Consider the following 12,329-nt stretch of genomic DNA (forward strand, 5'->3'; position numbering starts at 1 on the left):
TGTGGCAAAAAATCACTGAAAGGCGTAAAAAAAACGCATAAACAATAATTTGCGTGGCGAAGTTTGCGTCATTAATGCTAAAATTCCCTGCTTAGACAAAGGTTATTTGAGCAATTTGGTATAATTTTAATCACTGATAAAGGTTCAATCTTTGTCAGGCTGAGCAGAATTCGAATCTTTTTTAATTTTAGAGTAGTGCAATTGCATATGATAAAAATCAAAGAAGGCATGGACCTCCCGATTCAGGGAGCGCCCATTCAGGAAATCCAACCAGCTAACGCGGTTACCCGTGTTGCAGTGTTGGGAGAAGAGTATGTGGGGATGCGACCCACAATGTATGTTCAAGTTGGCGATAAAGTGAAAAAAGGTCAGGTTCTTTTTGAAGATAAAAAGAATCCTGGTGTTAAATTCACCGCTCCTGCCAGTGGAACCGTCGCCGAAATTAACCGTGGTGCAAAACGTGTGTTGCAATCCGTCGTGATTGATATTGAAGGTAATGAGCAAATTACTTTTGAATCAACTAAGGATTTCAATGGGTTGAGTGCTGAGCAGATACAACAGAATTTAGTTGAATCCGGTTTATGGACAGCCTTGCGTACCCGCCCGTACAGTAAAATTCCTGCGTTAGGTAGCAAACCACATTCTATTTTTGTGAATGCAATGGATACCAATCCGTTGGCTGCCGATCCAACGGTAGTTATTGGCCAGCGCAAAGACGAGTTTACTAATGGCTTGCAGATTTTGTCCAAACTGACCGATGGAAAGTTATTTGTCAGCAAGGCGCCTGGTGCCGATGTACCAACCGGGTCAGTTAAAGCAGAAGTAAATGAGTTTGCCGGTCCTCATCCAGCAGGTCTGGTTGGAACCCATATTCATTTTCTTGATGCGGTAGGCGCAACCAAAACGGTTTGGCATATCAGTTATCAAGATGTGATCGCTATTGGGCATCTTTTTGCTACCGGTGAACTGGATACCAGTCGTGTTATCGCACTGGCGGGGCCAGAGGTGAAAAAACCTCGCCTGATTAACACCTTGATTGGTGCTAGCACTAAACAATTACTGGAAGACGAAGTCTCGGAAAACGATGTTCGAATCATTTCTGGTTCGGTACTAAACGGGCATAACGCAGCTGGCGTACATGGTTATTTAGGTCGTTACCACAATCAGGTTGCTGTTGTGGCTGAAGGACGTGAAAAAGTGTTATTTGGCTGGTTGCGTCCGGGTAGTGAACAGCATTCGGTGACTCGCGCCTATTTAGGTCATTTAAGCCCTAAACGCCTATTTAATATGACTACTTCCACCAATGGTTCTGATCGTTCAATGGTACCCATTGGTAACTATGAGCGCGTGATGCCGCTGGATATCCTGCCCACGTTATTACTTCGAGACATGCTTTCTGGTGATACCGATGGTGCGCAAACCTTAGGATGCCTGGAGCTGGATGAAGAAGATTTGGCGTTATGTACTTATGTTTGCCCAGGCAAATATAACTACGCGCCGGTTCTGCGTGAATGCCTGAATACGATTGAGAAGGAAGGGTAATCCATGAGCTTGAAAGATTACTTAGAAAAGATCGAACCGGATTTTGAGCCGGGTGGTCGCTACGAAAAATGGTACGCGCTGTATGAAGCCGCTGCCACTATTTTCTATACTCCGGGTAAGGTCAACAAATCGACTACTCATGTTAAAGACAGTATCGATTTAAAACGCATCATGATTATGGTGTGGTTAGCCACTTTCCCGGCCATGTTTTACGGTATGTACAACGTTGGTGTACAAGCCAATACGGCCATTCTTGCCGGTGCAACGTTGCCAGATATGTGGCAAGCCGCTTTGTTTACCATGTTGGGTGGGCAACTCGGTGCTGATACTGGTGGTCTTGGACTGTTCTTTTATGGTGCCTGCTTTTACCTGCCAATTTACGCGGTGACGTTTATTGTTGGTGGATTCTGGGAAGTGCTATTCGCTTCAATTCGTAAACATGAAATTAATGAAGGTTTTTTCGTTACTTCAGTTTTGTTTTCGTTAACCTTGCCTGCCACTATTCCTTTATGGCAAGTGGCTTTAGGTATTACTTTTGGTGTGGTGATTGCCAAAGAAATCTTTGGTGGTACCGGACGTAACTTCTTAAACCCAGCATTATCCGGTCGGGCTTTCCTGTATTTTGCTTATCCAGCGTATATGTCAGGAGATGCAATTTGGACTGCTGCAGACGGTTTTTCTGGCGCCACCTTTTTAGGTCAAGCGGCGCTAGGGCATGTGACTGACTGGAGTATGAATGCCGATTGGTGGAATGCGTTCTATGGCGCGATTCAAGGTTCTGTGGGGGAAACTTCTACACTGGCGTTGGCAATTGGTGGTTTGTTTATTATTTATTTGCGAATTGCTTCCTGGCGTATCGTCGGTGGTGTGATGCTGGGCATGGCGATATTTGCCAGCTTGCTTAACATGATTGGCAGCGATACCAACCCCATGTTCGCGATGCCCTGGTATTGGCATTTGGTTACCGGTGGTTTTGCCTTTGGTATGTTCTTTATGGCAACCGACCCCGTATCTGCATCATTCACCAACAAAGGTAAGTGGGCTTATGGAGCCTTAATCGGATTTATGTGTGTCATGATTCGAGTGGTTAACCCGGCTTTCCCTGAAGGAATGATGTTGGCTATTTTATTTGCCAACTTATGGGCTCCACTATTCGATTATTTTGTCGCACAAGGCAATATCAAACGGAGGCTAGCTCGTGTCAGCAAATAAAGAAACTTTGGGTAAAACTCTTGGTGTCGTTTTGGCCGTATGTTTGGTTTGTTCAGTTATTGTATCCGGTTCTGCGGTTGGTTTGCGTGATCTACAAGAACACAATGCCAAGTTGGACAAACAAACAAACATTTTGGAAGCGGCTGGTTTAGTCGCAGAAAAGAAAAGCGAAGTTCCGGCAATCTATAATCAGTATATTGAAGAACGATATGTTGATTTGGCCAGTGGTGAATATGTCGAAAAGTCAGCTGATTACGACATGTATAAAGCCGCTCGTGATCCTGAGCAAAGTGTTAAGCCTCAGCCTGATACAGCCAGTTTAATTCGCCGCGCCAAAGTGGCGAGCGTTTATCTGGTCAAAGACGATGCGGGTAAAATACAGCGAATCATTTTGCCAATAAATGGCAGTGGTTTATGGAACATGATGTATGGCTTTTTAGCGATTGATAATGATGGTAATACGGTGCGTGAGCTGGTTTATTACGATCAAAAAGAAACACCGGGATTGGGCGGCGAAGTACAAAACCCTAAATGGAAAGCATTATGGGATGGTAAAAAGCTTTTCAAAGACGGTGAAGTAGCAATCAAAGTGACTAAAAATGCCGGTTCTGATAATCCTTATGCCGTTGATGCGTTATCAGGCGCAACGTTAACCAGTAAAGGTGTGCAAAACACATTGGATTACTGGTTGGGTAAAGAGGGCTTTGGTCCTTTCCTGAACAATCTTAAGAGAGGCTAAACTGATGGCTGATACTAAAGAAATGAAAAAGGTTCTGTTTGGACCCATTCTGGACAACAACCCAATTGCCTTACAGGTATTAGGTGTGTGTTCAGCATTGGCGGTTACCACCAAACTGGAAACTGCCTTGGTAATGGCGCTGGCATTGACCTCGGTCACCGCGTTTTCTAACTTGTTTATCTCGATTATCCGCAACGCTATTCCTTCCAGTGTGCGGATTATTGTGCAGATGACCATTATTGCTTCACTGGTTATTGTGGTGGATCAAATTCTTAAAGCCTATTCCTATGAAATATCCAAGCAACTGTCGGTGTTCGTTGGTTTGATCATTACTAACTGTATTGTAATGGGCCGTGCCGAAGCGTATGCAATGAAAAGCCCGCCTTTAATGAGTTTCCTTGACGGGATTGGTAATGGTTTAGGTTATTCGTTTGTGCTGGTTGTTGTGGGCATCATTAAAGAGCTATTTGGTTTCGGTACCTTGTTAGGTTTTGAAATTTTACCTCTGATTCAAAATGGTGGCTGGTATCAGGCAAATGGTTTGTTGATTTTACCATTTAGCTCTTTCTTCCTGATTGGCGGTTTTATTTGGGTTATGCGCACATTCAAGAAAGAACAAGTCGAGGCGAAGGAGTAATCAATGGAACATTATCTGAATTTATTGGTTCGTTCGATTTTTATCGAAAATATGGCACTAGCCTATTTCTTGGGCATGTGTACTTTCTTGGCGGTGTCCAAAAAAGTAAAAACAGCAATGGGCTTAGGAGTTGCGGTTATCGTGGTATTGACGATTTCGGTACCGGCTAACCAGGTAATCTACTCTTTATTTTTAGCGCCTGGTGCGTTGGAGTGGGCGGGATTCCCTGATACCGATTTAAGCTTCTTAAACTTTTTAACTTTTATTGGTGTTATCGCTGCGTTGGTTCAAATTCTGGAAATGTTATTAGATAAATATTTCCAGTCGCTTTATAACGCATTGGGTATCTTCTTACCTTTGATTACGGTTAACTGCGCTATCTTCGGTGGGGTTGCTTTTGCTATCCAGCGTGATTACAACACGGTAGAAAGTGTGTTTTACGGTATGGGTAGCGGCATGGGATGGGCATTAGCTATTACTTTAATGGCGGCAGTACGTGAAAAACTGAAATATGCCGATATGCCTGAGGGTATTCGTGGACTAGGTTCGGTATTTATTACTGCTGGTCTGATGGCGATTGGCTTCCAGTCATTCTCCGGTATTTCACTTTAAGCGAGGAACAGATCAGTTATGAATATTGAGATTCTTCTTGGCGTAGGCATGTTTATTGCCATCGTCGTGGTGCTGGTGATGGTTATTATGTTAGCCAAATCCAAATTAGTCCCCTCTGGTGATGTGAATATCACTATCAATGGTGACCCGGAAAAATCGATTACCGCTCAACCTGGCAGTAAGTTGTTAGGTGCATTGGCTAACTCGGGTATTTTCGTTTCTTCTGCTTGCGGTGGCGGTGGCTCTTGTGGTCAGTGTCGGGTGAATATCCACTCTGGTGGTGGTGAAATATTGCCGACCGAGCTTGACCATATTAGTAAACGTGATGCCAAAGAAGGTTGTCGTTTATCTTGTCAGGTCGCGATTAAGCAAGATATGGATATTGAACTACCTGAAGAAATTTTTGGAATTAAAAAGTGGGAATGTGAAGTTATTTCTAACGATAACAAAGCCACTTTTATTAAAGAACTAAAACTTAAAATACCTGAAGGTGAAGTGGTTCCTTTCCGTGCCGGTGGTTTTATTCAGATCGAAGCTCCACCTCATCATGTTAAATATAAAGATTTTGATGTACCGGAAGAATATCGTAAAGACTGGAATCACTTCGGTTTCTTCGATATTGAATCTAAGGTAGATGAAGAAACCATTCGTGCTTATTCGATGGCAAACTATCCGGAAGAAGAAGGGATTATTCTGTTGAACGTGCGTATTGCGTCACCGCCACCGAATAACCTAACCTTGCCTGCCGGTAAAATGTCTTCATTTATCTGGAGTCTTAAGCCTGGAGATAAAGTGACTATCTCTGGCCCATTTGGTGAGTTCTTCGCAAAAGACACCGATGCAGAAATGGTATTTATTGGTGGTGGTGCGGGAATGGCGCCAATGCGTTCGCATATCTTCGACCAGTTACGCCGGATTAAAAGCAAACGTAAAATTAGCTTCTGGTATGGTGCCCGTTCATTACGCGAAATGTTCTATGTTGAAGATTTCGATATGTTGCAAGAAGAAAACGAAAACTTTGAATGGCATGTCGCACTGTCTGATCCTCAAGCAGAAGATAATTGGGATGGGTATACCGGCTTTATTCATAATGTATTGCTGGAAAACTATCTTAAAGATCACCCTGCCCCGGAAGATTGTGAATTTTATATGTGTGGTCCACCCATGATGAATGCGGCAGTGATTAACATGCTTAAAGAACTGGGTGTGGAAGATGAGAATATTTTGCTGGATGATTTCGGCGGTTAATTATTCTCTATCAGGTAGCCCTGATCGCAGAGTGTAAAATTGTAAAAGGGGCCATTTGGCTCCTTTTTTGTAGCAAATTTAATAATAGGAAAGCTATGTATCCGAATTATTTTTATCGTTATGTGACGGTTATTTTATGCAGTTTGCTGTTACTGGCGTGCCAGCCGGCCAAAGACCCACAGTGGGCGTTACAGGGCAATACAATGGGAACGACTTATCATATTAAGTTAGTTGTACCAGAGCAGAGCGAATTAACCGAAGCACAGCTGCAGCAGAAAATTGACCAATTACTGATTGATGTTAATCATGCTATGTCGACCTATCAGCCAGATTCCGAGTTATCCCGTTTTAACCAGTTTCCAGCGCATCGGGTTTTTCCATTATCCAAAGCTACCAGACAGGTGATTGACGAGTCTATTCGGCTTTATCATATGACGGATGGAGCGTTGGATGTTACCGTGGGACCGTTAGTTAATTTATGGGGGTTTGGTCCTAAAGCCAGACCGCACACCATTCCAACCGACGAGGTAATTGAACAAACTCGTCTGCAAACTGGTGTTCAACACATTCAGCTTAGCGATGAAGGAATAAGTAAGGCCATTCCTGATTTATATATTGATTTATCTTCCATTGCGAAAGGGTATGGTGTGGATGCTGTGGCTGACTTATTAGAAAAGCAGGGAGTTAGGGATTATCTAGTAGAAATTGGTGGAGAAATGCGTTTATCTGGCCATAAAGCGGACGGAAGTGATTGGCGAGTCGCGATTGAAAAACCTGAATCGATGGATAGAGCAGTGCAACAGATCATCTCCATTGGCGATAATGGTATTGCTACTTCTGGGGATTATCGCAATTACTACGAAGAAAATGGTGTACGCTATTCACATACTATCGATCCGCAAACAGGTAAGCCAATCCAGCATAAATTGGTGTCGGTTACCGTGGTAACCCCTTCGTGCATGACGGCAGATGGATTAGCGACTGCCATTAACGTGATGGGTTTTGAAAAGGGTAAAGCTTTTGCGTTAGAACACAATTTGGCAGTATTGTTAATAAATCGCGAAGACGGGCAGTTTGAAGCCTATAATACCCCGGCATTTGAACCCTATTTACGTTAGAATTGGCTGGTTGGTTGAACGGCTGAATTTACATTATTGATTGGAGTTGTTGTGAGTACTTTTTTGCTGGCTTTTGTATTTTTTCTAGTAGTAATGATAGCAATGGCGATAGGTTATATCGTGCAAAGAAAATCCATTGCTGGCAGTTGTGGTGGTTTAGGTGCATTGGGCATTGATAAGGCCTGCGATTGCCCTGAACCCTGTGATCGCAAAAAAGCGCGTATGGAAAAAGAACAAGCCAGAGCAAAGAAACTTGAGCAATGGCAACGGGATCAAATTATTTAATGAGTTAGTTATTACCAATCCGCAACTTGATGGCGGATTGGTAAGCGCTATTATTATCTCTCGTTGAGCTCTTTAGCCGCGATACTTTTGGTGATAAGCGGAGAGATAGTTAATCCTTGTACAATGATTGAGAATATAACTACCACGTAAGTGATAATCAGTATAAGGCTATGAATATCCGTTCCGTTAGATAATATCGTGCCGCTGGGAATGGAAGCAGCCATCGCTAGAGCCAGACCTCCTCGTAGCCCTCCCCAGGTTAAGATCCGCACCGAGTTAAGATCATATTTTCTAAACAGTCTAAACACCACATAAGGTGCAGATACGCTTAAAAAGCGAGCCAGTAACACGACCGGTACCATTAATAAACCAAAACCAATCTCTTCCAGTGTGAGCGGCATGGTGACCAACAATAAACCGATTAACAGAAACAGCAGGGCGTTAAGAAAGTTATCTGTGGCATGCCAGAAGTTTTTAACATACTTGGTACCCGACATACCGTTACGCTTAGACGCTTTAGAGCGAGTTATATTGCCCATTAATATTCCACTGGTCACCATTGCCAGTGCACCTGAAATATCCAGTATATTGGCTAATGCAAAACCGGCTGAGGGAATTGTTAAGGTGACAAGCAGACGAATATTGGCATCTTTACTGTGCATAATTAAGTAATGTCCAACCAAAGTCAGTACCAAACCAAAAGCCACCCCACCTACCGCATCAACCATAAATAGTGTGGCGACACTTGAAAAGGTCGGTTCTACCCCAGAAAAAGCGACTGCGTAAATGGTGGTGAAAATGACTAAGCCTACACCATCGTTAAATAAGGACTCACCTTCGACCTGAATTGAAATATTAGCCGGTGCTTTCATTTGTTTGATGATCGCTAATACTGCAATGGGATCGGTTGGACTAATTAATGCGCCAAACAGCAGACAGTAAATAAACGGAACATTCCAGCCAAACTGAGTAAATAGCCAGTTGCTGAGATAACCAATAATAAAGGTTGATGCCAAAGTGGAAAATAACACGAGTATGGTGATTTCCCATCGTTGTTTGCGCAACGCGGGTAAATCTATTTCTAATGCACCAGCAAAGAGTAAAAAGCCCAGCATCCCTTTGAGTAGTAACTGATTGAAGTTTAGATCTGACACAATATTGGTGATGGCCATGGCGTTTTCATCGCCAAGTAACTTTACCGCCAGAATAAGTAATAGCGAAATAAGCACCGAGCCGGTGGTGATCGCAATTGTAGTTTGTAACTTAAGTATGTATTGATTGGCCCACGCGATAAAAATCGCGATAGCGGACAAAAAGCAAATCAAATACCAGGCATTCATCAAGCATATCCTAAAGTAGAGAGTGAAATAGCGTTTGAACTGCGCATTGCGGGAGACATTTTGCGTACAAATTAGCCAAGTTTAGCCAGTGTAAACTGACGTAATTTTACACTTTTAGACAAAGTTCGTCACGATTCAATTATGCGAAATTGTTTGGTCTTATCACAAACATGGTAAGTCTATGGTTTGCCATGCATTAAAAGCTGTTGTACATTCCATAATCGATGACAGCGTTGTCATTTTTTTGGATGAATTATCCTCCCGATGAATATGGGTATAGATGGAATTAAGTATGAAAAATATCGTTAGATTAGTGACTTTGCTGTTGTTACTGACTTCAGTCGCAAGCGTGTCAGCCCCTTATCGGGTTATCGGTTATATTCCAGCCTATAAAGATCTGACAGCTATTATCGATAATGTTGATTTAACTAAATTGACGCATATTAATGTGTCATTTTTGAATCCGGATCAAAGGGGATTGTTTTTTACTGCCGATGGATTTACTTGCATGTCTAAAGACGAGGATGGAACCCCCGTCGATGTTAACGATATCCGTTATGTGATTAAACAAGCTCATCAACATCAAGTGAAAGTTTTACTCTCCTTAGGGGGCGGGGTGTTGCCCAGTTGTACGGGAGATTGGGCGCAATTGTTACAACCTCAAACACGTTCTAAAATAGTTACCCAACTACTTGATTTAGTAGATGAACTTGATTTGGATGGGTTGGATATTGATTTGGAAGGCATTGTATTAACTCGAATTGATCAAGCCAGTAATTATACGCCTTTTATTAAAGCACTATCTCAACAACTTACACCACGCGGTAAATTGTTAACCACTGCGACTGCCTCATACGAGGGAGGCATGGTGCCTATTTCGTCCCTGCCTTATTTCGATTTTGTTAATCTGATGTCTTACGATGGTATCGGCCCAAGTTGGGGCATTGCGGGGAGTCAGCATGCGACTTATCAGCAAGCTGTACGTGATGTTCAATTATGGCAAAGTCGTGGCTTAGCACAGGATAAACTCGTGCTTGGATTACCCTTTTATGGCTATGGATTTGGGCAATATAAACCAAATTATGCAATTAAGGACATACTCAGTGAATTTGGTGTTGATGCCCTTAATCAGGACGTCATTGGTCAAGCCTGCGATGGCTGCGATTATATTACCTATAACGGGATTAAAACCATTCAAGCGAAAACCCAACTAGCGCTAAAACAGGGGAGTGGAGTGATGATTTGGGAATTATCCCATGATGCGGTAGCGCCAAACAGTCTATTACAGGTTATCCAAAATGAGATTAACCAGTTTGAAGCCAACTAAAAATCAGCCAGGAATAGAATTTATTACAATCACTTGTTAATCTAACCCTCAAATGACAGCGTTGTCATTTGAGTTTTCATGTCAATAATTGGAGTGAGAAATGCAACAAACAATAAAAAAACAACGGGTTGCTGCAATTGATGTATTAAGGGGACTTACCATTGCCTTAATGATTTTGGTTAACACCCCCGGCTCATGGGGGCATGTTTATTGGCCTTTCCTGCATGCTGACTGGAGTGGTGCGACTCCTACCGATATGGTGTTTCCATTTTTTGTCTTTATCGTCGGAGCCGCCATGTATTACGCGTTGGCATCGGCTCGTACTAGCGGCAATATTCCATGGGGGAAACTGGTTAAGCGTGCCTCTTTGATGTTTCTAATTGGTTTTCTACTCAATATCTTTCCGTTTAATGAAAATGCGGAGAACTGGCGCATTTTGGGCGTATTACAACGTATTGCCGTTTGTTATTTGTTTGGAGCTGTACTCATTTTGCTCTTGTCAACGCGGCAGCTTATCGGGGTTTGTGTCGCCATTTTACTTGGTTATTGGTTGTTACTAACGATAGGCAGTAGTCAGCCTTATGGCTTGGAAACTAATTTGGTCAGGCAAATCGATTTAGCGATATTGGGAGCCAATCACTTGTGGCAAGGCAAAGGTATCGCCTTCGATCCTGAAGGCTTGCTCAGCGATTTACCCGCTATAGTAACGTTAATTAGTGGTTATTTAACTTGTTTATGGTTGGCAAAAACACCTGCGCCAGTCGAACAAATTAAAAAGTTATTGGCGGCTGGAATCCCATTAATTTTGCTGGCATTGGTTTGGCATCATTGGCATCCGATTAATAAAAGTCTGTGGACAGGTTCTTTTGTATTTCTAACCACCGGTGTGGCAATGTCTGTTCTGGCGTTGATTATTTGGGCATGGGAAGTTGTTGGCATACGAGCGGGAATGGAGCAGTTCCGTATCTATGGTAGCAATCCGTTGGTAGGCTATGTTGGTTCCGAATTGTTTGCTATTTGCTTAGCTACTTTGGTGACCGTGAATTATCAAGGGCAAGCTATTAGTGGGTATCAATATGGCTTTGAAATACTAAATCAGTGGATGCCAGCAAAGGCCGCGTCATTGCTGTTTGCCTGTTTGGTTGTCAGCCTGTTTTATATTGTTGCGCTTTATCTGTATAAGAAAAAGTGGTTTGTAAAGTTATAAACAACACTCCGGTCAATCGATATTATTTTTTCGGTTGGCCGGTTTAAACGGTTGATTGATGATATTGTTAATACAATGTTTATTCTAAATTAGTATAAGTTAATTGTTTTTGTATCTATCTAATCATTTTATGCTCCGGCTTGTATCTTAAAAAACTAATATAAACAGGTGTTTACGAAATTTTTACGAGCTGTGCTTTTTATTTTCCCACTTTCATATTGGGTTTTTTCTAACCATTTAAAATATTGATTAATATTCATCCATCTCATACTCTCTAAATGTTAAATAAATGTAAGCGCTTTCAGGTTGTTAAATGAAAGCGCTTACATCAATAATAAAAAACCAAATAGATGTTAGGTAGGAGAGAACAACATGAGTAGAAAATTAATATTGATGTCAGCGCTGCTGCTAGCCAGCAGTAATGTGATGGCTGCAGCCATTACTAATGGGAATTTTGCCGATGGCGGTTCCTGTAGTTTAAGCGGTTGGACTAAATATACAGAAGACGGGGATGTAAATGGTTCTGACTTTTCGACTAGTGGCGCTGCACCTAATTGTAGCGCCAACCTTAGTGTGGGGGATTGGGACACTTCATTTGCTTATGTTAATGGGCTATCTCAGGAACTGGATTTAACGGCTACGGCAGGCAATTCTCTATTGTTAACTATGGATTTTAGCGTAGATAGCATCTTAACCAGCCAGGATACAGACTTTTGGGCAGATATATTAACTATTGCTTTGGTGGACGATAGTGGGAATAAATTTAATCAGCTTGGTAAAGCTGGAGAGTTTTTATTTGATATGGATATTGACGGATTTGCCAGTCAGCATTTAGAGCTGGAACTTGATAACTCTTTCGCAAACCAGAGCGGTTGGTCGTTGGAATTTCTAATGCTTGATACGTTTGATCAATTTGGTTCAACTCTGTCAATTAGTCATGTTGCGCTTAGCGAAGTGTCTTCACAGGTCCCTGAGCCGGGGAGTTCTGCACTACTGGCGTTAGGTTTGGTTGGTTTGTTAGGGCGTCGCAAACTAATTTCTCACCGTATTTATAATTCATAG

The 12,329-nt window shown here is 42.3% G+C and carries 12 protein-coding genes; 11 read left to right on the top strand and 1 reads right to left on the bottom strand.

Translation table 11 applies throughout. From position 1 onward, the window contains the following. The first annotated feature begins 207 nt into the window (after positions 1-207). The 8 genes from ACTD55_RS03605 (at position 208) to nqrM (ending at position 7,393) form a co-directional block, all read left to right on the top strand. On the top strand, positions 208-1,542 hold the full coding sequence (locus ACTD55_RS03605) for a Na(+)-translocating NADH-quinone reductase subunit A (protein ID WP_438862937.1): 1,335 nt from the start codon (positions 208-210) through the stop codon (positions 1,540-1,542). Positions 1,543-1,545: 3 nt separating this feature from the next. Further along, complete coding sequence (locus ACTD55_RS03610; protein ID WP_438862938.1) at positions 1,546-2,754, top strand: NADH:ubiquinone reductase (Na(+)-transporting) subunit B; 1,209 nt, start codon at positions 1,546-1,548, stop codon at positions 2,752-2,754. Then, a complete protein-coding gene (locus tag ACTD55_RS03615; RefSeq protein WP_438862939.1) occupies positions 2,741-3,493 on the top strand; it encodes a Na(+)-translocating NADH-quinone reductase subunit C in 753 nt (250 codons plus the stop codon). Before ACTD55_RS03610 ends, ACTD55_RS03615 begins: the two co-directional genes overlap by 14 nt. 4 nt (positions 3,494-3,497) lie before the next feature. Then, positions 3,498-4,130, top strand: a complete 633-nt coding sequence (locus tag ACTD55_RS03620) for an NADH:ubiquinone reductase (Na(+)-transporting) subunit D (protein ID WP_416307538.1) — start codon at positions 3,498-3,500, stop codon at positions 4,128-4,130. Positions 4,131-4,133: 3 nt separating this feature from the next. Beyond that, positions 4,134-4,742, top strand: a complete 609-nt coding sequence (nqrE, locus tag ACTD55_RS03625; protein WP_438862940.1) for an NADH:ubiquinone reductase (Na(+)-transporting) subunit E — start codon at positions 4,134-4,136, stop codon at positions 4,740-4,742. Between the two features lie 18 nt (positions 4,743-4,760). After that, the gene (gene nqrF / locus ACTD55_RS03630; RefSeq protein ID WP_438862941.1) at positions 4,761-5,990 is read left to right on the top strand and encodes an NADH:ubiquinone reductase (Na(+)-transporting) subunit F; all 1,230 of its coding nucleotides are present in this window, start codon (positions 4,761-4,763) and stop codon (positions 5,988-5,990) included. Positions 5,991-6,085: 95 nt separating this feature from the next. Next, positions 6,086-7,108, top strand: a complete 1,023-nt coding sequence (locus tag ACTD55_RS03635) for an FAD:protein FMN transferase (protein WP_438862942.1) — start codon at positions 6,086-6,088, stop codon at positions 7,106-7,108. Positions 7,109-7,159: 51 nt separating this feature from the next. Beyond that, positions 7,160-7,393, top strand: coding sequence for a (Na+)-NQR maturation NqrM (gene nqrM, locus ACTD55_RS03640; RefSeq protein ID WP_438862943.1), 234 nt, complete (start codon positions 7,160-7,162; stop codon positions 7,391-7,393). Positions 7,394-7,446: 53 nt separating this feature from the next. Here the strand turns inward: nqrM and ACTD55_RS03645 are convergent, their stop codons facing one another. Further along, the gene (locus ACTD55_RS03645; RefSeq protein ID WP_438862944.1) at positions 7,447-8,733 is read right to left on the bottom strand and encodes a cation:proton antiporter; all 1,287 of its coding nucleotides are present in this window, start codon (positions 8,731-8,733) and stop codon (positions 7,447-7,449) included. 292 nt (positions 8,734-9,025) lie between these two features. Here ACTD55_RS03645 and ACTD55_RS03650 point away from each other — a divergent pair, with 292 nt between their 5' ends. The 3 genes from ACTD55_RS03650 to ACTD55_RS03660 all read left to right on the top strand — a co-directional run bounded on the left by ACTD55_RS03650 (position 9,026) and on the right by ACTD55_RS03660 (position 12,329). After that, positions 9,026-10,060, top strand: coding sequence for a glycosyl hydrolase family 18 protein (locus ACTD55_RS03650; protein ID WP_438862945.1), 1,035 nt, complete (start codon positions 9,026-9,028; stop codon positions 10,058-10,060). A gap of 100 nt (positions 10,061-10,160) precedes the next feature. Then, a complete protein-coding gene (locus ACTD55_RS03655) occupies positions 10,161-11,267 on the top strand; it encodes an acyltransferase family protein (protein ID WP_438862946.1) in 1,107 nt (368 codons plus the stop codon). Positions 11,268-11,639: 372 nt separating this feature from the next. Next, positions 11,640-12,329 carry a PEP-CTERM sorting domain-containing protein gene (locus ACTD55_RS03660; protein ID WP_438862947.1) on the top strand — a complete coding sequence of 230 codons (690 nt, stop codon included), beginning with the start codon at positions 11,640-11,642 and terminating at the stop codon, positions 12,327-12,329.

It is taken from the genome of Neptunicella sp. (assembly GCF_048268085.1).
Taxonomy (GTDB): Bacteria; Pseudomonadota; Gammaproteobacteria; order Enterobacterales; family Alteromonadaceae; genus Neptunicella.